Raw genomic sequence first — 23830 nt, forward strand, 5'->3', positions numbered from 1 at the left:
CTCTTTCGCATGCGTCTGCTCCTTCGCGGTTGAGCAGACTCTACATCAGACTGAGGGATCTCGCGGGGGGCAGGTCACAGGCAGAGCACGAACCGGCCTCTCGCTCTCTTGGGACCGCATCGACGGCGCGTTCCGTCGGTCGCTGGCGCCGAGCGCGGACAGGATCGATGTGACTGGAGGATAAACGGAGGACAACGTCCGTGTCGTTTGTCCGTGGTATAACTACGCCCGTCAGGACTGGGATGATGCGCTGGCAGTCCGGGTGGCAGAGGCCGCGCTGGCAAGCTGAGTGAAGGTGGTGGCCCCGGAGGTATTCGAAACCTCACACCCATACGGGCCAGGCATTTTAAGTGCCATGCGTCTACCAATTCCGCCACGGGGCCATAGGCGCGTTCTATCTCGCCTGCGATTCTGCCTTCAACCCCCTCAATAGGGCCTATCTAGGGCCTGAACGTCGAGGCGGACGCACAAAGCCTTTATTTTATTGCGCTTCCCGGACGAGATGTCGGGATCTTAGGTCCCGCGCGTCTACCAGTTTCGCCACGCCCGCATCGCATCGAACCCAGATTCTCGCACAGCCTCCGCACGGTGTCCAGAAGAGCGGCGGGATACGCGCCCGGCTGGGCGTTCCATGCCTCGGCCGGGCTGCGCTGGCCGTCCGACGAGGCGCAGGCGGCTGGCACGGGCGGGGGAAACGGGCCAGCCGGTGCGGCCATCGTCCTGCATCGAAGGTGGCCGCGCATCCGGCCGGTCTTGCCGTTCGCCCGCAGGGCGCTCAGCGCTTGCGTTTCGGGGGAGCATTGCCGCCGCCGTGACCCGGCTTCGGCCCGCCGCGCTTGACCCCGGCTCCCTTGGGCTTGCCGCCTTTGCCGGTCGGGGCCCCCGGCCGTTCCAGACGCTTCGAGGGATCGGCGGCATCGGCCCGGCGCCGGTCTGCGGGGGCCGCGTCTGTCTCCGCACGGCGCTTTTTGTCCTTGGGCCGGTCCTTCGACCAGTCCTTCGACCAGTCCTTCGCGGCGCCTTTCGGCCCGGTCTTGCGCCCCTCCTTCGGCCGTGGCGCCGGGGACTCCGCCCGGGTGGTGGCGCGCTCGGCGCCATGGCGGGGTTTGCGTGGCCGGTCGCCCGGGCGGGCATCGGCCGCCCTGTCGCGCGCGTGTCCTGGCGCCTTGGGCCTTGGCGTCTCCGGTTCGGCCGACCGGGCATCGGGCCGATCCGGGCGGGGCGTCGGCCGGGGCTTGAACGTTGGTTCGGGACGGTTGACGCCGGCCTCGTCCGTGGCGGGCGGCATTTCTGGCGCCGTCGCCTCGGCGGGGGCCGGGCGCGGCGGTTCGGGCGCCCGCTCGGGCCTGGGATATTCGGCCTTGGGGCGTTCCGGTCCGGGTCTTTCGGGTCTCGAGCGTTCGGGTTTCGGGCGTTCGGATCGCGGACGCGGCCCGCGGGTATCCTCGATGGGGCCGTCGAACCGCTTGGCGCGGATGTCGTCTTCCAGAAGCCCCTCGGGACCGATCCGGTCGACAAAGCCCGGCACGGCGGCCTCGGCGATTTCAACGAGCGAAGTCCTGGCAAGAAGCTGGATCCGGCCGATCTGCGAGCGTTCGAGGTTTCCGGCCCGGCAGACCAGCGGCAACAGCCAGCGCGGCTCGGCCCGGCGGTCGCGACCGACCGACAGCTCGAACCAGATCGAGGGGCCGAAGGGCGGACGTTCGGGCCGGGCGCCGGGCGCGGCGGGTGCGTTCAGCTCCTCGGGGGCCGAGAGACCCGCGCGGTAAAGCCTGAGACAGGCGGCCGCGATCATCTCGGGGCTGCGGTCGGCCAGCAGGCGGGCGGCGAAGGCGGCCTCGGCCTCGGTCGGGTCGGCCTCCCACAGCGCATCGGCCAGGAGCCGGGTCTCGTCGAGCGCGAGGATTTCCTCGGGCGTCGGTGCCAGGATCCATTCGGCCTCGATCTTGGCCCATTTCAGCAGCCGCGCGGCCTTCTTGGCCAGCTTGTCCGGGACGATCAGCGCCGAGATCCCCTTGCGCCCGGCCCGGCCGGTGCGGCCCGAGCGGTGCAGGAGCGTCTCGGTATTGCTTGGCAGATCAGCATGGATCACCAGATCGAGATTGGGCAGGTCGATGCCGCGCGCCGCGACATCGGTCGCAACGCAAACCCGCGCCCGGCCATCGCGCATCGCCTGCAGCGCATGGCTGCGCTCGTCCTGGCTGAGCTCGCCCGAGAGGCTCACCGCCGACAGGCCCCGGTTGGCAAAGCGCGCCGCCAGACGGCTGACCGCGGCCCGGGTATTGGCAAAGACGATGGCGGTGGGCGCATCGTGGAAGCGCAACAGGTTGATGATGGCATGTTCGGCATCGGCCGCCGTCACCTGCACGGCCTTATAGGCGATATCGGCATGCTGGCTGCCGCGCGACAGGGTCGTCACCCGCGCGGCGTCGCGCTGGTAAAGCTTGGCAAGCTCGGCGATCGCGGGCGGCACCGTCGCCGAGAAGAGCAGCGTGCGCCGTTCGGCCGGGGCGGCGCCCAGCATGAATTCCAGATCCTCGCGGAAGCCGAGATCGAGCATCTCGTCGGCCTCGTCCAGCACCACGGCGCGGATATCGGACAGATCGAGTGCGCCCCGGGTGATATGGTCGCGCAGCCTTCCGGGCGTGCCGACGACGATATGGGCCCCCCGGTCGAGCGCCCGGCGTTCGTCACGGGCATCCATGCCGCCGACGCAGGACACGACCTTCGCGCCCGTCCGCGCATAAAGCCAGACCAGTTCGCGCTGGACCTGCAGGGCCAGTTCGCGGGTCGGCGCGATGACAAGGGCCAGCGGGGCGGCCGGCGGCCCCATCCGGTCGTCCTCGCCCATCAGGGTCGGCGCGATGGCCAGCCCGAAGCCCACGGTCTTGCCCGAGCCGGTCTGGGCCGAGACCAGCAGGTCGGCTCCGGCCAGTTCGGGCGCGGTGACGGCCTTCTGTACATCGGTCAGCGTATCGAACCCGCGTTCGGCGAGGGCTTCGGAAAGACTCGGGATCATCTGGGGACCATCCGTGGGGCGCCGCGCCAGCATGGCGGGCCAAAAAGGCACCGCTAGGGTATCACGGCGCGCATGTCTAGGCACAAGCGATCTCTGCGCGGGGCGGGCGCGAAGTTTCGCGCCCCGGGACCCGGTCGCGCCTGTCCGGGGTCGGGACTTTCTGCCGACAGGGGTCCGCATGAGCGCAGGGACGTTCGAGACCGGCTCTGTTGTCTGCTTTGGGCGCGGGGATCTGGTGGCAGAGGCGGGAGACGCCGTTGCAAAAGGCCCGAGAGGGATTCCGCCCCGGGAAGCCAGCGTGATGGCTGGAGGGCATGAGCAGACCGGCACTCCCGACCGACAAGATCAGGACCCGGCGGGCCCGCGCCGAAGCGTTGACGCGCCCGGGCTCGCGGATGATCGTGTGCGATCCCGAGAGGACGTGGGCGGGCAGACCGACCGGCATGCAGGGCCCGCAACCCACCTGCAGTGACGCAGCGATGCGGCCCGGCCTGACGGTGAAAGTACGGTTCGGCATGGCGCCGAGGCAGACGACAGGCCTTGTCGAAACCCGCCTGCCGGATTGCCGGGCTTCGGGTGCGTGTCGCTGGCATGGCACGCGAGGTCTTTCAGGGCGATTGTCGCTCTTTCCTGTCGTCGAAGGTCTGACATTCTCAGGAGATCGAGAGGCGTCAGGCGTCAGGATCCGGCGGAGACGACTGGCACCCCATTGCGTCTTCGTTCGTTTCTGTCGGGCGTCACGGACGGCAAGGAAAGCCCGATTGTTGTTGCCACCACGGCGCGTCCAGAGGATACGGTCTGGAGACCTTCGGACAGGGCATTCTTCGCGCAGGATCTCATGTTCACGATCCGATCCTTCACGCAGGCGAGGCCCGAGATTTTGGACGGAAAGGAGCCTGGCAATACCTAACATCCTGATCACCGGCGGGGCAAAACGGATCGGGGCGGATCTGGCGCGCCGCTTCGCGGGGGCCGGTTTCAAGGTCGCCATCCATTACGGCTCGTCCGAAGGCGAGGCCGAGGCCCTGCGGGACGAATTGACCGCGTCGCGGTCGATTTGCTCGATACACCGCGCCGACTTGCGGGACCGCAGCGAGACCGAGCGCATGTTCGACGAGGTGCGCGCCACGATGGGTGCGGTCGATCTGTGCATCAACAATGCCTCGATGTTCGTGAATGACGACCTGCTGGATTATGAAGACACGCAATTCGACGATCATCTTGGCGTGAACCTCAAGGCGCCCGTGCAATTGGGGGCTTTGATGCGGCGCCAGCCGGAGGAGGCCGAGGATCGGCTGATCCTCAACATGCTCGACAACAAGGTGTTTGCGATCAATCCCGACTTCTTCACCTATACCCTGAGCAAGACCGCCCTGCTGGCGGCGACCCGGATGATGGCGATGCGTTTTGCCGGGCTTCCAAGGGTCTGCGGGATTGCGCCCAGCATCACCCTGATCAGCGGCAAGCAAAGCCCCGAGAATTTCGAGAAAAGCAGCCGCATCAACTATCTGGGCAGGCGAGTCTTCCCGTCCGACATCGCGGATGCGGCGCTTTTCCTCTGGAAGACAAAAAGCTGCAACGATCAGATCATCACCATCGATGGCGGACAGTCGATGATGCGATTGTCAAGGGATGTGGCCTTTCTTGCCAAGGAAGGTCACTTCGATGAGTAGGTACAGGATCGTCCTCGAGGATCTGGAAATCCGGATGTATCTTGGCATCCACGATTTCGAGAAGAAGGCCCCGCAAAGGGTACTGATCTGCGCAGAGATCGACGTCACGTCCCGATCCTTCGGAAAGGACGACATTTTCGACTATGACCGGGTGGTGGCGTTCATCAGGGCGTTCTCGATGCAGTTCATCGAAACCCAGGAAGACCTTGTCGTCCGGATTCACGATCACATCCTGTCGCTGGGGGCACTCTCTGCGACGGTCTATTCCAGAAAGCCGGATGTGTTCGAGGATTGCAAATCCGTCGGCGTTTCATACCGCGGGGACTGACACCGGGTGCGCCACGCGCCGCTGGCGCGCCAATGACACGCCGGGCGGCATCGTATGACAGGCGCCCCGGATCGCGGGGCGCCCATCGCATCCGCCCCTTGCCGGGGTCCAGGCGACTGCGACCGGATCACGCCTTGCCGCGATAGACCGGGAAGCCGCTGGCATCGCCATAGTCCTTGGCGGTGATCGCCTTCAGCCTGGCCATGTCGTCCTCCGAGATCGCGAAGCCGAGGTCGGCGTTGGTCCTCATGTGCTCGGGGTTCGCCGTTTTGGGCAGCGCCAGAAGGTCAAGTTGCAGGACATAACGGATGCAGAGTTGCGGGATGCTCACACCGTATTTCCCGGCCATCGTGCCGATCTCGGCATTGTCGAGGATCTTGCCATGGGCGATGGGCGAATAGGCCTCGACCAGCAGACCCCGGGCCTTGCTATAGTCGATCAACTCGAAGGGCGTGTTGCCGATATGGGCCAGCAGCTGGTTGATCATCGGCTTGATCCTGGCATGGTCGAGCAGGTTGTCGAGATCGGCCGTCTGGAAGTTCGACACGCCGATGGCGCGGATCTTGCCGACCTCCAGCGCCTCTTCCAGCGCCGTCCAGGCCGCGAGGTTGCCCTCGAAAAAGCGGTCCGTGTCGCCGAACGCGCCCCAGGGCTGCGGGCTGTGGATGACCATGAGGTCGATATAATCGAGCCCGAGCGTCTCCAGCGAACCATCGATGGCGGCCCTGGCGCCGCCATGGTCCTTGATCCCGGCATCGAGCTTCGTCTGCACGAACAACGCGTCCCGGGGCAGGCCGCAGGCGCGCACACCCTCGCCCACGCCGCGCTCGTTGCCATAGGCCTGCGCGGTGTCGATACGGCGGTAACCGATCTCGACGGCGGCCTTCACCGCGTCGGTCACCTTGGCATCGTCGATCATCCAGGTCCCCAGCGCAAGCTTGGGAATGGCGACGCCGTTCGGCAGGGTCCGGGTTTCTTGCAGGAACATTTTCGGTCTCCTTCCCTGCTGGCTTCCAAGAGCCGTGTCCAAACCGGGCGGCCCGCGGCCACCCGTCCTGGAGTGATCTAGGGGGAAGATGGTCGCGGGATAATCGGGACGGGATCGCAACCACTCATGATGGAATCTCATCAATGCGGGTCGAGGCCCCTGCCGCGCCCGACCGCCCCCATGCGGCGCCGACGGCGCCCATGGCGAGAGCCGCTCTTCGGATCGCGGTCCGGCACAGGTGCAGCGCGTCCCGTCGGCCCCGGGCGATGGTGCACCGGCCGCTTCCCGCATGGACCGGCGAAAGAGACAAGGATCTGCGCTCCGACGGGGGAAGACATGCCGTTCGGAACCTCGACCCCGCGACGGCAGGCCTTTGCGGCGTCCGGCCCTGCCGGGACGGTCGCTGGAATGACGCAGGGCCCCGGCGAGGGGCTCGCGAATTTCGGCTTGACGCCCCCGAAGCCGTCCCTTACTCAGCGCCACACTCTTGGCGGAGTAGCTCAGTTGGTTAGAGCAGAGGAATCATAATCCTTGTGTCGGGGGTTCGAGTCCCTCCTCCGCTACCAATTATCAATAATTTTATTGATAAGTTTTCGCCCTCTGCAATCCTGTCCATGATCTACCCCAAGCCGAACGGGGTTCAGGCGTGACGTCTCCCGCGACCGGCACCAAGGTGTAGAGTCAGGGTTCACGACACAATAGATGACGGTCGCGGCCAGACCGCAGGCCGAGAGGAACAGGATCGGGCGACCCTTCGCATCGGCCAGGACGTGCAGTGTGGAGTTCAGCCCGCCCGTTCTCGTGAAAACGATCCCCCGGATCGTTTTCTGATCTTCGACCTCCGCCCGATCAGCCGTCCGCGCCGCCCTTTTGAACCGCGAGGCTCGACGCCGTCCGATGGGCCGTCGCATGGGGCGCATCGATCGTCACGATCCCGGTGTCCTGCGCCAGCCCGAGCCGAACTACAGCAATCACGTGGTGATGCTGGATCAGGCGTTCGGGGTCGCGCCGCCACCGCCCCCGGCGCCCATCCCTGCGATATCGATTTGCAGGTGCGGCCCGACGGGCCGGTGCTGCGAATCTTGCAGGCGCTGGGGTCGGGCTCGCGCGGCTGTCGGATGGAGCCGGGCGCGGTCGAGGCCGCAGCGGCCGAAGCCGCGCGCCATCTCGACGGCGCGGCCGTATTGATCGTGAACAAGTTCGGCAAGCTCGAGGCGGCGGGCCATGGCTTCGTGCCCCTGATCGCCGCGGCGCTCGACCGAGGGCCGCCGGTTCTGACCGGCGTCAACGGCCCGAACCTCGCGGCCTTCGAGGCGTTTGCCGGGGGGGCTCGCCCGGCCGCTTCGTCCCGATGCGGGCGCGGTGCTGGACCGGCTCGGGGCTCCGGTCCGGGACCCCGCCGCACTGTGCGCCCTGTCCTGACAGCGGCCGGGCTTGCGCCCGCGTCCCGCCCGGCCCAGGGTGCGGCATGCGCATTCTGGAAAACATCCTGACCGACCGCGGCTCGCGCTATGCGGTCTCGGGCGGGTCCTGCCACAGCGCGGCAGAGGCCCGGGCCTTTCTGGCCGAGCTGCGACGCAGCAAGAAATTCGCCCGCGCCACCCATCACAGCTGGGCCGTTCTCGGGGCCGGGGGGCCGGTGAAGTCCGACGATGGCGAGACCGGGGCGGGGGCGATCATCCTGCGCATGCTCGAACGGGCCGAGCTGTGCGACCATATCGTGGTGGTCACCCGCTGGTATGGCGGCAAGCCGCTGGGCGGCGACCGGTTCCGCCATGTGCAGGAAGCCGTGCGGATCTATCTCGATACTCACCCCGGCAGGGCCTGAGCGCCGGTCGTCCGGTCAGACGGGCGGCGGGTCCAGCAGCAGCACGCGCCAGTTCAGGGCGTCGAGATTCTGGTTCTCGGGCGGCCCGCTCATGATCCATTCGATCCGGTCGAGATAGACCTGCGCCCAGCGGTCGAGCCACATCTGCGTCGGCTCGCCATCCTCGGGCGTGGGAAGCGGCGCGATCTCGAAGGCGATGCGCCCGTCGCGCCAGTGCGCCTGCAGCGTCAGGCTGGGCACGCGCAGCCCGGCCGCCAGCTTGGGCAGCGTGTCGATCAGCTCGAACGGCCGTCCGAAAAGCCGCCCGCGCGCGACGTCGCCGGGGCCGCCTTGCCGCATCACCCGCGCCGGAGAGTCATGCGTGGCCATCAGGATGCCGTTGCCGCGCAGCACGCGAAACGCCTCGGCCGCCGCCTCGCGCGGGGCGGTCGCGGCGGCGATCATCGGTCCGAGCCCGCGCGCGGCCGGATTGGCCGCCGACCGGGCTGCGAGGTAGTGATAGCCGACATTCAGCCCGCGCAGGACCGAATAGACCAGCGGGCCGAAATGGGTCGTCGTCAGGATGCAGGGTCGGGGCAGGGCGCGCAGCTTGTCGGCCTCGCCCGGATGCAGCCAGGGCAGCAGCGCCTCGGGCTCTGCCGGGGCGGCGGTCAGCCAGCGCCAGATCGCGCTGGCGCGTTCCGCCCGCCGCGTCCATTCGGCTTGCCCGAGACTGCGGTCGCGGGCAAGCCGCCAGGCCAGCGATGCGGCCGGTGAGATGCTCATCGTCGGGATCGGCCGGGCCGTCTCGAAATCGAAGAGCCGCTCCAGGTCCGCCGCGCGGGTGATCGCCTCGTCGGCCCCGCCGGTGATGTTGCGCCGTCCGCGCACAAAGCGGGGCAGGATCGCGGTTGCCTCCTCGACCCGGCCCCGGGCCATCAGCGCCTGAGACAGGAAAAGGTTCGGCGCGTCGCCGTTCCGGTCCAGCAGGTGTTGCAGCCGAGCAGAGGCCTCGTCATGCCGCCCCAGCGCGTCGAGATCGCGCCCGAAGTCGATATCGGTCCGGGTGCGGGCACTGTCGGGGCGCTGGAACAGGGCGCGGCGGTGCGCGACATAGGCGTCCGGGCGTCCGGCGGCGAGATGCAGCTCGCCCCGCAGCCCGGCACTCGCGGAATGGTCGGGGTCGAGCGCGCCAAGCGTGTCCAGCGCGGTGACGGCGCCCTCGATCCGGCCAAGGCCGAACCGGGCGCGCGCCTGCAGATAAAGCAGCGCCCTGTCGGGGCCCTGCCGGTCCAGAAGCCGGGTCGAAAGCCGCTCGGCCTCGGGCCAGTCGCCAAGCCTGCCGGCGATCTCGGCCCGGATGCGGTCGCCGTTCCGGTGGCCCCGGGCCTCGTGCCAGGCAATCAGCGCGCTCAGCCCGGCGCGGGCCTCGTCGACCCGGTCCAGTTCCAGCGCGGCGCCGATCCGGCCGATGGCGGCCCCGGGCAGCAGCCCGCCGGTGTCCAGCGCCGCGGCGAAGGCGGCATCGGCCTCTTCGGGGCGGCCCGAGGCCAGCAGCGTCGTGCCGCGCAGGATCCAGATTGCCGGGGTGTCGGGGGCCATGGGCAGCAGCGCCAGCGCGCCCTGGGGGTCTTCCAGGGCCATCCGGGTGGCGACGCGGGCTTGCAGCACCGGCGCCTGACCGGGAAAGCGGGTTTCGGCCTCGCGGCCCCACGCCTCGGCGTCGTCGAACCGCCACAGGGTGCGCGCCGCAGCGATCCGCAGGGGCCAGGCCCAGACGAGGCCGGGCGCGCGGGCCACCACGTCCCCGGCCAGCGCCAGCGCGGTTTCGGGGTCTTCGGCCAGCAAGCTGTGGCCGCGGGCCAGATCTACGCCCGGATCGCCGGGCCGGTCGGCGGCCAGCGCGTCCAGAAGGTCGCGCGCCGCGCGCACATGGCCGCGCTGCAGGGTCAGGTTGCAGCGGCGCAGCGCCAGACCCGCATCGCCGGGCAGCACGTCCAGCGCGGCCTCGACCGCCTCGAGCGCCAGGTCGAGACGCAACTCCTGCGCCGCCGCGTCGATCCGGGCCCAATGCGCCTGACGCTGGCGGGGATCGGCCGCGAGCAGCCCGGCAAGGGTTCCGGCCGCCGCGTCATAGGCCCAGGCGCGCCGCTGGGTCGCGGCCAGTTCGATGGCGACCCATGGGGCCCCGGGCGCGTCGGCGGCAAGCCTGAGAAGATGGGCGAGGCTCTCCTCGATCCGGCCCGCCTCGCGCAGCAGAACGCCCTCTCGAAGCCGCAGCGCCCTGTCCTGCGGCGGGCGGGTCAGCGCCTGGCCGGACGCCTCGCGGGCGGCGGCGGTCGTCGCGATCTCTGGGTCTGCGTTCTGCATCCTGTTCGTCGGTTCCACGTCTGGGCCGCACCGGCCTTTCGGGCATAATGTCATGCGTTGCACCGACCCTGGCAAGCCCCGTATGGCGGCGGACAGTCTTGCGCCGACCCTGGCCCATATCCGATTTCAGAACCGGAAGGCGTCGGGTTTCAGCCTGTTTCATCAATGAGATGGCGGAAGATCGCAAAGGCCTGGGGCGTGAGCACCTAGAGGTTGAACTTGTGGACATCAAGGTGTACGAGGGTTGAGGAAGATGGTTAAACTGCAGACAGTTCACCCTGCTTTTCAGGAGTCTATTTGGTTTATCCGCGGCCGGTGTGCCGGGGGTGGCAGGGACGGGGGCACGGGAGTGCGACGTCTGCCGTCTGGGAAAGAAGGATGGCGTCATTTTTCGACCGCTTCGCAGCGGAGATCCGTGGTCTTCACATAAAGCGTGTCATCGCGCCCGCCTTCGATGCGGGGTGGTATCTGTCGCATTACACCGATGTCGCCCAGGCCGGTGTGGACCCGCTGACCCATTACATTCGCTATGGGGCGCAAGAGGGCCGAAACCCGCGATCCGACTTCGATGGCGTGAGCTATCTCGAGATCAATCCGGATGTCCGCGCCGCCGGAATGAACCCGTTCTATCACTGGATCCGTTTCGGCCGCGCCGAAGGCCGGATCTGCGGTTCGGTGCGCGATGCCGCCGCGGACGGGGCGGGCACTGGCGCCGTCACGCCGCCGGTGATGGATTTTTCGGGGATCTTCACGCCTCTGGATCGCCTTCCCGCGCCGGTCCTGGAGCGGCTCGACCTTGCGGCTTTGCCAGACACAGTTCTTGGGCGCGGTTTTCCCTATGGCATGCGGGCCGGGCCCGTCGACTTTCCGATCGTTCTGTTCCGGGATGACGGGGGAGCGGTTCCGGTCGAGCGTGTCGAGCAGGCGCTGGCCATGACCTCTGGCAAGGTGCATGTTCTGGGCCGGGACGGCTGCGGCCGTGCGCGGCGGTCTGCCCTGGCCAACGATCGGGTGCGGGTCTGGCCTGCGGAAGGCGAAACCGCTCTGGACGATCTCAGGGCCTTGCTCAAGGGGCTCGACGCCGAACTGGCGGGGTTCTGGGAGGTCTCGCTGTCTCCGGCGCTGTCGGCCTGGACGTTTCTCGAGGCGGCGATGGTCCGCGATCCCGGTCTGGCCCATGTCGGCGCTTCGCTCGCGCGGCCCGACGGACGGCTCTGGCGGTCGGGCTGGCGCCACCGCGCGGGCGAGACGACCCTGGCCGAGATCGGCCGCGACCTCCATTTTCTCGATCCCTTCCAGTTCCGCCTGAAGCCGTCGGTCGCCCTGGACCCGGTCTTCGGTCTGGCGCGCGTCGCGCCCCTGCGCGCGGCCGCGTCCCGGGCCCGGCCGACCGGTGCGCCGGATCTGGTCGCGGCGCTGGCCGGGCTCGTGCCGCTTCTGGCCGGCGACGGCCAGCCGGTCTTTGCCACGCAGGGGTGCGCGGTGGTCCTGTCGGAGAGCGAGCCCGCCCAGCCGCCGCAGGCTGCCGCCCCCGAGGATGCGGGCCTTCCCGCCCATCCGGGCCCGGTCGAGGCCGTGGTCTTCGTCGACAGCGTGCCGCCGATGCCCGACCAGGATGCAGGCTCGGTCACCGCGTCGAACTTCATCGATATCTTTCTTGAACGGGGCGCCGAGGTTCTGTTCTACAGCACCACCCGGCGCGCCTGGACCGACCCCTATGCCCTGGCGCTGGCCGCGCGGGGCGTGGTGTGCCTGACCGATCCCGTGGTGCAGGGCTACGACAGCGCCTGCGACCGGATCGCCGCGGCCGGATACGACCGGCTGACCTTCCTGCTGACACGGGTCTATGCCGGGGGCGCCTTTGTCGAGCGCACCCGCGCGCTGTTTCCCCGGGCCCGGCTGGTCTTCAACACCGTCGATCTGCACGGCCTGCGCGAACTGCGCGAGGCGCAGAGAGCGGGCAGCGCCGCACGCGAGGTTTCGGCGCATGCGACCTTCGCCCGCGAACGCGACATCATCCAGCGCTGCGACTCGACGATCCTGCTCTCCGAGGCCGAGATTGCGGTGCTGTCGCCGACGCTCGGCCATGCCGACCTGCGCCTGATTCCGATGGTCAACGAGTTCCGCCCGCCGCGCGCGGGTTTTGCGGAACGTACCGGACTGATGTTCGTGGGCGGCTTCGGCCACACCCCCAATATCGACGCGGTCGACTACATCATCGACGAGCTCTGGGCGCCGATCCGGGCGCGGGCGCCGGACATGGTGCTGAAGATCGTCGGACCGCACTTTCCCGACCGGTTGCGGGCGCGGCTGCCCGAAGGGGTCGAGGCGCTGGGCTTCGTGCCCGATCTGGGCGCCGCACTCGAAGAGGTGCGGCTGACCGTGGCGCCCTTGCGCTATGGCGCGGGGATCAAGGGCAAGATCGGCACCAGCCTCGCCCATGGCGTGCCCTGCGTCGCGACCCCGCTCGCCGCCGAGGGCATGGGGCTTGTGGACGGCCGCGACCTGCTGGTCGCCGACGGCCCCGAGGCCTTTGCCGACGCGGTTCTGAGACTGCATGACGACGAGGTGCTCTGGACCCGGATGAGCCGCGCAGGGTACGAGTTCTGCGAGGCCCGCTATTCCCGGCGGGCGGTTGCCGCCCGGCTGAACGCGCTCCTCGACGGGGTGCCGGCATGAAACACGAGACCGCTCCCGCCTCGCATCTGCGTGCCGTCGGGGGCAAGGCGACCGCACTGCGCTTCTTCACCATCTGCGCCCGGAACTTCCTGCCAAGCGCCCGGCTTCTTTGCGAAAGCCTGCGCCAGGCCCATCCCGACGCGGTCTTCACCGTCTATCTCTGCGACCGGGACATGGGGTACGATCCGGTGCCGCTCGGGATGCGCATCGAACCGCTCGAGGCGCTCGGCATCCCCGCGCTCGAGCGGATGATCCGCAGCTACAACATCACCGAGCTGTGCACCGCGATCAAACCCTACTGCTTCCTGCGGGAATTCGCGCAGGCGCAGGGCGACGATCCGACGCCGCATGTGATCTATCTCGATCCCGATATCGAGGTGTTCAGCCCGCTGACCGAGGTCGCCGAGGCACTGGATGCGGGCGCCCAGGCGGTGCTGACCCCGCATGTCCTGCATCCGGCAGAACGCGCGGAATTCGAGGACGACCATTTCCTGCGCTTCGGCGCCTACAATCTGGGCTTCATCGCGCTTCGCAACACGCCGGAAGTGGCCGAGGTCATGCGCTGGTGGGGGCGGCGTCTGGTCGATCAGTGCATCATCGACCTGCCGCGCGGGATCTTCGTCGACCAGAAATGGATGGACCTGCTGCCCGCGTTTCTGGACGATGTGCATGTGCTCCGGCATCCGGGCTACAATATCGCCTACTGGAACCTCCACGAACGGCGCATCCACGGTCCCGAAGGCGCGCTGCAATGCAACGGCCAGCCGCTGCGCTTCGTCCACTACAGCGGCATCATCCTCGAGGATACCGACCAGCTGTCGCGACATAGCAGGGTGTTCCACGTGTCGAACTCGTTCGGCTACGGACCGCTGGTGCAGCGTTATCGCGCGCGTCTGACCGCCCCCGGGAACCGGCGGCTTCGAAGCCTGCCCTATGCCTTTTTCTGGAACGGCGCGCGGGGCAAGAACGCGCACAGCCCGGGCGCCGAGGCCGACACCGCCTGGAGCCGGCCCGAAACCTTCCTGTTGGCCCGGCAGGCCTTCACCATGGAGCAGTATCTCGGCTTCCTGACAGCCGAGGCGAGCGAGATCGAGAACCGGCGCGCGACCGAGGCCGCGCTTGTGCCGAGGGGCGAGGAGGGACGCAACGGGTTCCATTTCAGCGCCTATTGCGCCGTCTGCGGCGGTCGCCATTCGATGGTGACCAGTTTCCTCTACAGCGGCGAGACCTATCCCGACGGCACCCCGGTTCCGAACTGGCGCGAGCATGTCGCCTGTGCGTCCTGCGGCCTGCCGAACCGGGTGCGCGCGTCGATGCACCTGTTCCTGCAGGAATTCGAGCCAAGGTCCGACAGCCGGATCTATATCACCGAGCAGAAGACACGGCTGTTCGGCTGGCTTTCGGGCCGCTTCCCGAACCTGACCGGATCGGAATATTTCGGCAACCGCGTGCCGAAGGGCGGCCTGTTCGAGGGTGTCCGCAACGAGAATTTCGAGGACCTGAGCTTCCAGTCGGAGAGCTTCGAATTCCTGCTCAGCTTCGACGTGCTTGAACACGTCCCCCATCCCGAGCGGGCCTTCGCCGAGGCCTTCCGGGTGCTCGAACCGGGCGGCCGTCTGATGTTCAGCGTGCCCGCCCATCTCGACCGCTACCCCAGCACGATCCGCGCCGAGCTCGCGCCCGATGGCCGGATCATCCATAACCTGCCCGCCGAATACCATGGCAACCCGGTCGATCCGGAAGGCGGGGCGTTGTGCTTCCGCTATTTCGGTTGGGACCTCATGGACATGCTGCGCGAGGCCGGGTTCCCGCGGCCCTTCCTGTTCCACTACTGGTCGCGCGAGTTCGGCTATTTCGGGCCCGGCCAGGCCCTCTTCGTGGCCGAAAAGCCCAGATGAGCGGGGCGGAGGGCAAGCGGGTCTGTGCCGTGACCGGCCCCGGCGGGTTCGTCGGCGGCTATCTCATGCCGGTTCTGGCGGCGCGGGGCTGGCAGACCCTGCCGATGGGCCGCGCCGCCGCCGATTTCTCGGACCCCGAGGCGCTGGCCGGCTGGCTTGCCCGTCACGGGGTCACCGACATCGTGCATCTGGCCGCGGAATCGAACCCCGCGGGCGGCGACACCCGCGCCTTCTACGAAACCAACGCTTTCCTGACCGAACGGCTGCTGCAAGCCGCCGCGACGGCCGGTCTGCCGGGGCGGTTCCTGCTGGTCAGCGCCACCAGCGTCTATGGCGACAGCGGCGCCGCGCCCCAGCGCGAGGACGACCCGAAACAGCCGCCCAACCATTACGGGGCCTCGAAGCTTCTGGCCGAGGTGATCGCGGGCTGGTATCGCGACCGGCTCGACATCACTATCGCGCGGCCCTCGAACTGCATGGGGGCGGGGCAGAACCCGCGCTATCTGGTGCCGAAACTGGTCCGGGCCTTTGCCGAACGCGCCCCCGAGATCGCCATGGGCGACACCGCCATTGCCCGCGATTTCGTCGATATCCGCGATGCCGCCGACATCCTCGCCCATGCGCTGGAGGCGCCTGCCCGGAGCCTTGAGGCCATCAATGTCTCCAGCGGCCGCGCCACGCCCATTGCCGAGATCCTCGACACCCTGACCCGCCTCAGCGGCCACGCCCCCGAGATCCGTCGCGACGAACGGTTCATCCGCAAGGGCGACATGCGGTTTCAGGCCTGCGACACCGTGCGCGCCAGACGTCTCGGCCATGTGCCGCGCCACGATCTTGCCAACACGCTGGGCTGGATGCTCGGCGCCGCCACCCGGTCCGTTCCCGAACCAGTCGAAAGAAGGTTGCCCTGAATGCCCAAACGCGCCCTGATCACCGGGATCACCGGAATGGTCGGCTCTCACCTGACCGATTTCCTGCTGGACCGGACCGACTGGGACATCGTCGGCATGGCCCGCTGGCGCAGCCCGATGGACAACATCGCCCACCTGACCGACCGCATCAACCAGCGCAACCGGCTGCGGCTGGTGCATGGCGACCTGCGCGATTCCCTGTCGATGCTGCACGCGGTCGAGGAGGCCCGGCCCGATTACGTCTTTCACCTCGCCGCGCAATCCTATCCCAAGACCTCGTTCGAGGCGCCGCTGGAAACCTACGACACCAATGTCGAGGGCACCTCGCGCCTGCTCGAGGCGATCAAGCGCACGGTGCCCGAGGCCGTCGTGCATGTCTGCGCCTCCTCCGAGGTCTTCGGCCGGGTCCCGCGCGAGAAGCTGCCCATCGACGAGGAATGCACCTTCCACCCGGCCTCGCCCTACGCGATTTCGAAGGTGGGCACCGATCTCATCGGCCGGTTCTACGGCGAGGCCTATGGCATGAAGGTCATGACCACGCGGATGTTCACTCATACCGGCCCGCGCCGGGGCGACGTCTTCGCGGAATCCTCCTTCGCCAAGCAGATCGCACTGATCGAGGCCAATGCCATTCCGCCGGTGATCCGGGTCGGCAATCTCGACAGCCTGCGCACCTTCGCCGATGTGCGCGACGCGGTGCGGGCCTATTACATGCTGGTGACGGTGAACCCCCAGCCCGCCGCCTATTACAATATCGGGGGCGAGCATACCTGCACCATCCGCGAGATGCTGGACCATCTGATCGGTCTCTCTCCGGCGCGCGACAGCATCCGGATCGAGACCGACCCCGACCGCCTGCGCCCCATCGATGCCGATCTGCAGGTGCCGGACACGTCGAAGTTCCGCGCCCATACCGGCTGGGCCCCCGAAATCCCGTTCGAGACGACGATGCGCGACCTCCTGGACTACTGGCGCGGCCGCGTCGCCGACGGCGCGGTCCGGCTGGTGCGATGACAATGGAGAGCGGGTGAATGGCGCGAAATGTCATCCTGCATATCGGCCGACACAAGACCGGGACCACCGGCATCCCGCGCTTCCTCGACAGCCGCAGGGCAGAGCTGGCCGAGGCCGGGTTCTGCTATCCGCTGGCAGGCCGCTGCCGGTCGCCGGAAAGACCGCGCGAAAGCGCGACGCATCCTCATCTGGCGCGCGGCCTGAGCGGGCCGCGCCCGGAGGTCCGCCAGAAACCGGCCGCCCTGCGCCCCGCCTTTCTTGCGGAGGTCGCGGGCACCCATACCTTCATCCTCAGCAGGGGAGCGTTCCAGAATGTCCCGCATCTGGACCTTCTTGCCGAGTTCCTGGACGGGTTCGAGGTCGTGACCCTCTGCTATCTGCGCGAATATCTGGCCTATGTGACCAGTTCCTATTCCCGGATTGTCATGGGAAGCGGGCTCGCCGAGGATGTCTTCCTTTTCGAAGGTCGTTTCGCTTTCGATATTCCAGACTTCATCAAGCGGTGGGAGGGCATCGCCCAGCGCTGCGTCTGGCGCCTTTACGATCGGGGGCGGCTGATCGACGGCGACGTGATCGCGGATTTCATCGAGGCCGCGGACTTGCCCCTGACGCCCGGTCGTTTGCCCGAGGACCCGAACCTGTCGATTCCAGGGAATCTCCTCGCCTTCAAATTGGTCTTCAACGCCGTGGGCCTTCACGGGCCGGTATATGGCGCGCCGATCCTTGCCCTCGCGCAAGCCCATCAGCGTTTCCGGGGTCTCTTCTATCTGGATCGGGACACGCAGCGACGGCTGCAGGACGGCAATTCCTGTAATCGGGATCTCGGCGATCTGTTTGGGGATGTCCCGGAAATCGACCTGGAAAAAGGGCACCGCATGTTCGATCCGACCTGCTTAGAGCAGGACATAACCGCGATTCAGACAGAGATTGTCAGGTTCGAGCGGGTCGTCAGCCATCCGATCATGGCGGCACTGCAACGCGGACATGTCGTTGCCGAGGGGATTGCAGCGTGAGCCTTGCCGACCGTCACGTGACTTCGTCCGCGCTTGCCGGCCGTCCGGCGCCGGTGCCCGTGGTTCTGGTCCATTACCACGTCTACAAGAATGCAGGGAGCAGCGTCGACCGGGCGATCCGCGAGGCGGTCGGCACCGACAGTTTCATGGAACTGGACAAGGATCGCGGGTTTCGCCGTGCGCCCGCCTTCAACGCGGCGCTGGTGCGGCAGATCCTGCATGGCCATCCCGGGATACGCGGCTTCACCAGCCATACCTTCATTCCGACGGTGCACAGATGCAACGACTTTGTCGCGCTCCCCATCGTCTTCCTGCGCCACCCGTTGCTGCGGCTGGCTTCGGTCTTCAGGTTCGAGGCGATCTCGGCGGCGCATAAGGACACACCCTCCGGCAAGCTGGCGCAAAGCGCGGCGTTTCCCGAATGGCTCGACGCCTATCTGGGCATGCATAACGGCAAGAACTATCAGACCTGCGTGCTGTCGATGATGGAGGACGGTTCCCACAGCCCCTTCACCAACGGCCATCCCCGCCATATCGGCGACATCCGCGTCGCGGCGGAACGGCTGGACGAGGTGAACAGCCTGACCGGGGTCGGCATCGTCGAGCAGTTCGACCGCTCCGCCCGCCGGATCGAGGCCGCCGTCGGCCGCCACTTCCCCGGCTTCCGCCTGTCCGGCGCGGCGGCCAACCAGACCAAGCAGGTAGACAGCTGGCAGGACGAGCTGGCCGCGCTGGAACGCTCGCTTCCGGCCGATCTGCTGGCGCGCGCCGTGATGGCGAACGCGTCGGATTACGCACTTTACGACCGTTACCGTTGATTTTCCCCGTGCCGCCCCCGGCGCATCTTGGAGCATTGGACGACATGACAGACCTGGACGACACCCTTGCCGACGAGATCGCCGAACGGTTGAAGACCGATGTTCTCTATATCGAGACGGACCGCTCGGTCGAAGAGACCGAGTCCTTCTGCACGCTGCATGCGCCCTGGCGGTCGGTCTATCGCTTCTCGAACGGGGTCACGACCGAAAGCTTCGAGCGCTCCGAGCATGTGCCCAATGCGCGCTGCCTGGCCAAGCTGCGCCGGTTTCACGCCAAGATCGACCTGTCCCGGCTGGCTGGCAAGCGGGTGCTCGATCTGGGGTTCAACGAGGGCTACAACTCCATCTTCCTGTCGAAATACCTGGGCTGCAAGGTCGACGGGATCGAGTTCTACGATGCGGCGGTCAAGCGGACGTCGGCCATCGCCGAATTCTGCGGCGCGCCCTGCACGTTCTGGACCGCCGATGCCAATACCTTCTCGGCGCCCGCCACCTATGACGTGATCCTGCATTGCGGCCTGCTTTATCACCTGCCCGATGTCTGGAGTTCGGTGCGCAACACCTGCCTGTCGCTGAAACCCGGCGGCGAGGTGCTGCTGGAGACGACGACCTACGAGGGCGCCGACAAGTTCGACTGCAAGTTCATGAACTGGCACGCCAAGGGGTACAACAACTTCTGGGCGCTGAGCCCCGAGACGATCCGCTACATGTTCGCCGAGTTCGGCTGCACCGAGGGTCAGGAGGTCGACAGTTTCGAGGTCGGCGCGCTTGCAGGCACCGGCATGAAGCGCACCATGATGTGGTTCCGGAAAGCGCGATGATCCGGCGTCTGATCCTTCATATCGGTCGGCACAAGACCGGGACCTCGGCGGTCCAGCGCTATCTGGCGGCGCATCGCGCCTCTTACGCCGCGGCCGGGATCGTGATGCCCGATTTCGGCGGATATGACGACCCCGAGGCCGAGCCCGCCGACCGCGCGGCGCATCACCGGATCGCGCTCGATTGCGGATCGGGGCCCGCCGCCCCGCCCGAAACGCGGGCGGACTGGCGCGCCCGGCTCGCCGAGGCGGCCGAGGGCGGGCATACGCTGGTCCTGTCCAGCGAGGCGTTCCAGAACTGTTCCGATTTCGGGGCGCTTCGCGCGCTTTGCCGCGACCATTATGTCGAGGTCGTCTGCTACCTGCGCGAATATCTCGACTATGCGCTCAGCGCCTATGCGCAGGAGGTCAAGAAGGTCGGGCTTTATTCGGGCTTCTTCGAGTTCGAGCGCGGGTTCAATCCGCAACTGGCGCGGTTCGTCACCCGCTGGGAGGAATTCGCCAATCGGTGCCACTGGCGGCTTTACGACCGGACCCGGCTGGCCGAGGGCGATGTGGTGCAGGATTTCCTGAAGGCGGCCGATCTGCCCGATTTTGGCGGCGACCGGTTTCAAGGCGAAAACCCCCGGCTCGGCGGCAGCCTGCTGGGGTTCAAGCTGATGGCGAACGGGGCGGGCCTGCATTCGCTGCCGCTGGCGCGCGCGCTGGACCCGCTGGCCGCAAGCCGCCCCGCCTTCCGGGCGCCCTGGCGCCTGGGTCCCGAGCGGCAGGCGGATCTGCGCGCCCGGCGCGACTATAACGCGACGCTTGAGGCGCTGGTGGGCGAGGTCGGGCTGGCCGACCTCTCGGCCGGGGCGCTGCCGTTCGAAAGCCCCGGCTTCGCAACCGATCTGGGCCAGATCCTCGGCGCGCTCGACAGCCTGCCGCGCGTGCGCGCGCATCCGATCTTCGCCGCCTTCCAGGAGCAGGCCTCATGCCCGACCGGCGCCTGACGACCCGGGCGCGCGCGCCGCTGCGCCTCGGCCTTGCCGGGGGCGGCACCGATCTGTCGCCCTATTGCGACCTTTACGGCGGCGCGGTGCTGAACGTGACGATCAACCGTTTCGCCTTTGCCTCGATCGAGGCCCGCGACGACGGCCGCATCGTCTTTGCGGCCAATGATCTGGACCGGACCGAAAGCTTCGGGATCGACGACGATCTGTCGGGCGCGGCGCTGGCGCTGCACCGGGGCGTCTATGACCGCATGGTGGCCGACTTCAACAGGGGCGTGCGCTTCGGCGCCACCATCCAGACCAATGTCGAGGCGCCGGCGGGGTCGGGGCTGGGGTCCTCCTCGGCGCTTGTGGTGGCGCTGGTCGATGCCTTCCGCGCGCATCTGGGCGCGCCGCTCGGTCCCTATGACGTGGCGCATCTGGCCTACGAGATCGAGCGCCTCGATCTGGGCCTCGCGGGCGGCAAGCAGGACCAGTACGCGGCGGCCTTCGGCGGCGTGAACTTCATCGAATTCCTCGCGGGCGACCGGGTGATCGTGAACCCTCTGCGCATCCCGCGCGACATCCTGAACGAGCTGGAATGCCGTCTGGTGACATGCTTTTCCGGCGTCTCGCGCCATTCCGCCGAGATCATCGAGCGGCAGACCGCCAGCGTGCGCGGGTCGGACCGGGCCGCGGTCGAGGCGATGCACAGCCTGAAATCCGACAGCATCGAGATGAAGCGCGCGCTGATGACCGGCGATTTCGACGGGCTGGCCGCGATCCTGCACCATTCCTGGGCGGCCAAGAAGGCCACGGCGGCCACCGTCAGCTCGCCCCATATCGAAGAGATGTTCGCCCATGCGCTGGCCCATGGCGCCGAGGCGGGCAAGGTGTCGGGCGCGGGCGGTGGCGGGTTCATGTTCTTCCTCGTCGATCCGCCCCGCCGGTGCGCGCTGATCGAGGCGCTGCGCGGGATCGGCGGCGATGCCGACCCGGTCGTCTTCGCCGAGTCCGGGTGCCAGAGCTGGCGGCTGCCATGTCCGCGCTGACGCTCTCCGGGCCGGAGGCGGCCACCGCCCGGGCAAAAGCCCTGTTGCCGCGTCAGGCGGTGATCCTCTGCGGCGGGCTGGGCACCCGGCTGGGGCCTCTGACCGCGACCTGTCCCAAGCCGCTGCTGCCGGTGGGGGGCGTGCCGTTTCTGGCGGTGCTGATCGGCGAACTGGCGCGGCAGGGGGTCGAGCGGGTGCTGCTGCTGGCGGCGTTCGAAGCCGGGCGGGTCGAGGATTTTACCCGCGACCTGCCCGCCACGCTGCCCCGCCCGGTCGAAATCGAGGTGGCGCGCGAGGCCCGGCCCGCCGGCACCTCGGGCGCGCTCTGGCAGGCGCGCGACCGGCTGGAGGACCGGTTCCTGCTGCTGAACGGGGATAGCTGGTTCGACATCCTGCTGGCGGATGTGGCCGCCGCGCAGAGCGCGCGGCCGGGTGTCCTGGGGGCGCTGGCGCTGCGCCGGGTGGCGGATGGCGGCCGCTTCGGCACGGTCCGGGTGGCGGACGGGATGCTGACGGCGTTCGCGGCGCGCGGCGCGGAAACCGGCCCGGCGCTGATCAATGGCGGCGTCTATTGCCTGTCGCGCGGGATCGTTTCCCACCTGGTCGAGGACGGTTCGCTGGAGGCAGAGGTGCTGCCGCGCCTGGCGGCCGAGGGGCGGCTCGCGGCGGTCGAGCGGACGGGCTTTTTCCTCGATATCGGCGTGCCCGGGGATCTTGCGGCAGCGCAGACCCTCGTTCCGGCGCAACGGCGGCGCCCGGCCATCGTCTTCGACCGCGACGGGGTGCTCAATATCGATCACGGCCATGTCGGCCATCCCGACCGGCTGGACTGGACCGAGGGCGCCATCGCCGCCGTGCGGCGGGTGAACGCGGCGGGCTGGTACGCCTTTGTCGCCACCAATCAGGCGGGCATCGCCAAGGGGTATTACACCGAGGCCGATTATCTGGCGCTTCGGGCGCATATGGCGCGCGATCTGGCCGCTGCCGGGGCCCATATCGACGACGAACGCTATTGTCCCACCCACCCGCAGGCGGTGCATCCCGAACTGCGCCAGGTGTCGGACCGGCGCAAGCCCGGCCCGGGCATGCTGCTGGAACTGAAGCACCGCTGGCAGGTCGACTGGGCGCAAAGCGTGATGATCGGCGACAAGCCAACCGACATCGAGGCGGCCCGCGCGGCGGGTCTGGAGGCCGTGCTGTTTCAGGGCGGCGATCTCGATGCGCTGGTCGAGAGGCTTCTGCGCGACCGGAAAGGAAAGCCATGACAGATCTTTCCGAGACGACGGCCGCCTTGCGGCTCTGGCTCGAGGCAGAGGTTCTGCCGCTCCAGGCCGGACAGGTGCGGGATGAGGCGGGGTTTTGCGAACGGCTTGCGCCGGACGGCAAACCGGTCGATCTGCCGCGCCGGGCGATGGTCGCCGCGCGCCAGCTTTTCGCCTTTTCGCGCCTGATGGGGGCGGGCCTCGGCGGCTCCCGGCCGCGGCTTCTGGCCAATCACGCCCGCGATGCCCTTCTGGCCGAACATCTGGCCCCCGATGGCGCGGTGCTGCCCATTGCCGGGGGCGGGGCCGCGTTCAGCCTTTACGACGTCGCCTTCTGCCTCTTCGCGCTGGCGGCGGCCCCGGAGGCCGTCTTGCCGCGCGCCCGGGCCGAGGCGCTGGCCGCGCGCATCCTGACCCGGCTCGACGCGCTTTATCGCCACCCCGAGGCGGGGTTCGAGGAGGCCCGGCCGCGTCGGCTGCCGCTGCGCGCGAACCCCCATATGCATCTGCTTGAGGCCGCTCTCGAATGGATCGACTCGGGCCCCTGCGACCCGCGCTTCGAGGCCCTTGCCGACGAGATCGCCGAGCTTTGCCTGGCGCGCTTCATCGACCCCGGGACCGGCGCGCAGCGCGAGCTTTTCGACGGCGACTGGCGGATCGCGGACGGTCCCGGCAACGCGGTCGAACCGGGCCACCAGTACGAATGGGGCTGGTTGCTCCTGCGCTGGGGCGTGCTTCGCGACCATGCTCTGGCGCAGGCTGCGGGGCGGCGGCTGATCGACCTGGCCGAGGCGCATGGCCTGACCGCCGACGGACTGGCGGCCAGCCTGCTGACGCCCGGCCTCGCCATCGAGGACGCGACCGCCCGGCTCTGGCCGCAGACCGAACGGATCAAGGCCTGGGCGCTTCGGGCCCGGCTGGCCCCCCGGCCCGCCGAGGCGGCGCTGGCCGAGGCGACGGCGGTCGAGGCCTGCCTGGGGCTGATGCGCTTTTTCTTGCATCCGCTGCGCGGCAGCTGGTGGGAAAACCTCGGCCCCGGCGGCGCGCCGCGCCCCGAACCGGCCCGCACCAGCAGCCTTTATCACATCGTCGGGGCCTATCACGAACTGTCAACGCTCGAGGCCCGCCAGTTCCTGCCCATCGCCAGGAAGGAGCACCGCGCACCATCCACCGCCTGACCCTGCCACCATCCCCAATGGCTGCACGCCC

The 23830-nt window shown here is 68.3% G+C and carries 18 protein-coding genes, 2 tRNA genes and 1 pseudogene; 16 read left to right on the top strand and 5 right to left on the bottom strand.

Annotated elements, in window-relative coordinates; all coding sequences use genetic code 11:
• Positions 1 to 296: 296 nt before the first annotated feature.
• Together DSD19_RS14180 and DSD19_RS14185 are read right to left on the bottom strand one after the other, a co-directional pair.
• A tRNA-Leu gene (locus DSD19_RS14180) sits at positions 297 to 383 on the bottom strand.
• A gap of 392 nt (positions 384 to 775) precedes the next feature.
• Positions 776 to 3019: a DEAD/DEAH box helicase gene (locus tag DSD19_RS14185; RefSeq protein WP_075784235.1), complete on the bottom strand. Its 2244-nt coding sequence runs from the start codon at positions 3017 to 3019 to the stop codon at positions 776 to 778.
• A 761-nt stretch (positions 3020 to 3780) separates the two neighbouring features.
• On the opposite strand from DSD19_RS14185, the gene DSD19_RS14190 reads away from it, so the two are divergent.
• Entirely contained in the window at positions 3781 to 4692 is a 912-nt protein-coding gene (locus DSD19_RS14190) for an SDR family oxidoreductase (protein WP_165828138.1), read from the top strand.
• Positions 4685 to 5020 carry a dihydroneopterin aldolase gene (locus tag DSD19_RS14195; RefSeq protein WP_075784236.1) on the top strand — a complete coding sequence of 112 codons (336 nt, stop codon included), beginning with the start codon at positions 4685 to 4687 and terminating at the stop codon, positions 5018 to 5020. Before DSD19_RS14190 ends, DSD19_RS14195 begins: the two co-directional genes overlap by 8 nt.
• Positions 5021 to 5147: 127 nt before the next feature.
• Here the strand turns inward: DSD19_RS14195 and DSD19_RS14200 are convergent, their stop codons facing one another.
• Positions 5148 to 6008, bottom strand: coding sequence for an aldo/keto reductase (locus tag DSD19_RS14200; protein WP_113670062.1), 861 nt, complete (start codon positions 6006 to 6008; stop codon positions 5148 to 5150).
• 489 nt (positions 6009 to 6497) lie between these two features.
• Between DSD19_RS14200 and DSD19_RS14205 the strand changes: the two genes are divergently transcribed.
• Positions 6498 to 6574: transfer RNA gene (locus DSD19_RS14205), tRNA-Met, on the top strand.
• 283 nt (positions 6575 to 6857) lie between these two features.
• Here DSD19_RS14205 and DSD19_RS22595 read toward each other — a convergent pair.
• The gene (locus DSD19_RS22595; RefSeq protein WP_256359789.1) at positions 6858 to 6983 is read right to left on the bottom strand and encodes a hypothetical protein; all 126 of its coding nucleotides are present in this window, start codon (positions 6981 to 6983) and stop codon (positions 6858 to 6860) included.
• Positions 6984 to 7039: 56 nt separating this feature from the next.
• Here DSD19_RS22595 and DSD19_RS14210 point away from each other — a divergent pair.
• Both DSD19_RS14210 and DSD19_RS14215 read left to right on the top strand, forming a co-directional pair.
• Positions 7040 to 7501 (top strand): annotated as a pseudogene (locus DSD19_RS14210) (DUF2478 domain-containing protein); the annotation flags it as partial.
• Positions 7477 to 7836: a YigZ family protein gene (locus tag DSD19_RS14215; protein ID WP_113670063.1), complete on the top strand. Its 360-nt coding sequence runs from the start codon at positions 7477 to 7479 to the stop codon at positions 7834 to 7836. The pseudogene DSD19_RS14210 and the gene DSD19_RS14215, both read left to right, overlap by 25 nt.
• A gap of 15 nt (positions 7837 to 7851) precedes the next feature.
• Here the strand turns inward: DSD19_RS14215 and DSD19_RS14220 are convergent, their stop codons facing one another.
• On the bottom strand, positions 7852 to 10203 hold the full coding sequence (locus DSD19_RS14220; RefSeq protein WP_207802470.1) for a tetratricopeptide repeat protein: 2352 nt from the start codon (positions 10201 to 10203) through the stop codon (positions 7852 to 7854).
• A gap of 360 nt (positions 10204 to 10563) precedes the next feature.
• Between DSD19_RS14220 and DSD19_RS14225 the strand changes: the two genes are divergently transcribed.
• Genes DSD19_RS14225 through DSD19_RS14270 form a run of 11 tightly spaced genes read left to right on the top strand, consistent with a single transcriptional unit; the run spans position 10564 to position 23799 of the window.
• Positions 10564 to 12864: a glycosyltransferase gene (locus tag DSD19_RS14225; RefSeq protein ID WP_113670065.1), complete on the top strand. Its 2301-nt coding sequence runs from the start codon at positions 10564 to 10566 to the stop codon at positions 12862 to 12864.
• Positions 12861 to 14762, top strand: coding sequence for a class I SAM-dependent methyltransferase (locus DSD19_RS14230; RefSeq protein WP_113670066.1), 1902 nt, complete (start codon positions 12861 to 12863; stop codon positions 14760 to 14762). Before DSD19_RS14225 ends, DSD19_RS14230 begins: the two co-directional genes overlap by 4 nt.
• Entirely contained in the window at positions 14759 to 15673 is a 915-nt protein-coding gene (locus DSD19_RS14235) for an NAD(P)-dependent oxidoreductase (protein ID WP_113670067.1), read from the top strand. The genes DSD19_RS14230 and DSD19_RS14235 overlap by 4 nt, the downstream gene beginning before the upstream one ends.
• Entirely contained in the window at positions 15674 to 16687 is a 1014-nt protein-coding gene (locus DSD19_RS14240) for a GDP-mannose 4,6-dehydratase (protein WP_113670068.1), read from the top strand.
• 17 nt (positions 16688 to 16704) lie between these two features.
• Complete coding sequence (locus tag DSD19_RS21845; protein WP_165828140.1) at positions 16705 to 17700, top strand: hypothetical protein; 996 nt, start codon at positions 16705 to 16707, stop codon at positions 17698 to 17700.
• The gene (locus tag DSD19_RS14245; RefSeq protein WP_075784244.1) at positions 17697 to 18518 is read left to right on the top strand and encodes a sulfotransferase family 2 domain-containing protein; all 822 of its coding nucleotides are present in this window, start codon (positions 17697 to 17699) and stop codon (positions 18516 to 18518) included. The genes DSD19_RS21845 and DSD19_RS14245 overlap by 4 nt, the downstream gene beginning before the upstream one ends.
• 44 nt (positions 18519 to 18562) lie before the next feature.
• Positions 18563 to 19339: a bifunctional 2-polyprenyl-6-hydroxyphenol methylase/3-demethylubiquinol 3-O-methyltransferase UbiG gene (locus tag DSD19_RS14250; RefSeq protein ID WP_113670070.1), complete on the top strand. Its 777-nt coding sequence runs from the start codon at positions 18563 to 18565 to the stop codon at positions 19337 to 19339.
• Entirely contained in the window at positions 19336 to 20328 is a 993-nt protein-coding gene (locus DSD19_RS14255; RefSeq protein WP_075784246.1) for a hypothetical protein, read from the top strand. The genes DSD19_RS14250 and DSD19_RS14255 overlap by 4 nt, the downstream gene beginning before the upstream one ends.
• Positions 20310 to 21359 (top strand): dehydrogenase, encoded by a 1050-nt coding sequence (locus tag DSD19_RS14260; protein WP_113670071.1) that lies wholly within the window; start codon positions 20310 to 20312, stop codon positions 21357 to 21359. The genes DSD19_RS14255 and DSD19_RS14260 overlap by 19 nt, the downstream gene beginning before the upstream one ends.
• Complete coding sequence (locus DSD19_RS14265) at positions 21347 to 22624, top strand: HAD-IIIA family hydrolase (protein ID WP_113670072.1); 1278 nt, start codon at positions 21347 to 21349, stop codon at positions 22622 to 22624. The genes DSD19_RS14260 and DSD19_RS14265 overlap by 13 nt, the downstream gene beginning before the upstream one ends.
• Complete coding sequence (locus DSD19_RS14270; RefSeq protein WP_113670073.1) at positions 22621 to 23799, top strand: AGE family epimerase/isomerase; 1179 nt, start codon at positions 22621 to 22623, stop codon at positions 23797 to 23799. The genes DSD19_RS14265 and DSD19_RS14270 overlap by 4 nt, the downstream gene beginning before the upstream one ends.
• Positions 23800 to 23830 lie beyond the last annotated feature (31 nt).

It is taken from the genome of Rhodovulum sp. BSW8 (genome assembly GCF_003314725.1).
Lineage (GTDB): Bacteria > Pseudomonadota > Alphaproteobacteria > Rhodobacterales > Rhodobacteraceae > Rhodovulum > Rhodovulum visakhapatnamense.

Excerpts from the sequence above, each read along its gene's own strand:
- DSD19_RS14270 (WP_113670073.1), top strand. The coding sequence starts at position 22,621 with ATGACAGATCTTTCCGAGACGACGGCCGCCTTGCGGCTCTGGCTCGAG.
- DSD19_RS14235 (WP_113670067.1), top strand. The coding sequence starts at position 14,759 with ATGAGCGGGGCGGAGGGCAAGCGGGTCTGTGCCGTGACCGGCCCCGGC.
- DSD19_RS14225 (WP_113670065.1), top strand. The coding sequence starts at position 10,564 with ATGGCGTCATTTTTCGACCGCTTCGCAGCGGAGATCCGTGGTCTTCAC.
- DSD19_RS14200 (WP_113670062.1), bottom strand. The coding sequence starts at position 6,008 with ATGTTCCTGCAAGAAACCCGGACCCTGCCGAACGGCGTCGCCATTCCC.
- DSD19_RS14255 (WP_075784246.1), top strand. The coding sequence starts at position 19,336 with ATGATCCGGCGTCTGATCCTTCATATCGGTCGGCACAAGACCGGGACC.
- DSD19_RS14215 (WP_113670063.1), top strand. The coding sequence starts at position 7,477 with ATGCGCATTCTGGAAAACATCCTGACCGACCGCGGCTCGCGCTATGCG.
- DSD19_RS21845 (WP_165828140.1), top strand. The coding sequence starts at position 16,705 with ATGGCGCGAAATGTCATCCTGCATATCGGCCGACACAAGACCGGGACC.
- DSD19_RS14265 (WP_113670072.1), top strand. The coding sequence starts at position 21,347 with ATGTCCGCGCTGACGCTCTCCGGGCCGGAGGCGGCCACCGCCCGGGCA.
- DSD19_RS14185 (WP_075784235.1), bottom strand. The coding sequence starts at position 3,019 with ATGATCCCGAGTCTTTCCGAAGCCCTCGCCGAACGCGGGTTCGATACG.
- DSD19_RS14240 (WP_113670068.1), top strand. The coding sequence starts at position 15,674 with ATGCCCAAACGCGCCCTGATCACCGGGATCACCGGAATGGTCGGCTCT.
- DSD19_RS14195 (WP_075784236.1), top strand. The coding sequence starts at position 4,685 with ATGAGTAGGTACAGGATCGTCCTCGAGGATCTGGAAATCCGGATGTAT.
- DSD19_RS14230 (WP_113670066.1), top strand. The coding sequence starts at position 12,861 with ATGAAACACGAGACCGCTCCCGCCTCGCATCTGCGTGCCGTCGGGGGC.
- DSD19_RS14250 (WP_113670070.1), top strand. The coding sequence starts at position 18,563 with ATGACAGACCTGGACGACACCCTTGCCGACGAGATCGCCGAACGGTTG.
- DSD19_RS14260 (WP_113670071.1), top strand. The coding sequence starts at position 20,310 with ATGCCCGACCGGCGCCTGACGACCCGGGCGCGCGCGCCGCTGCGCCTC.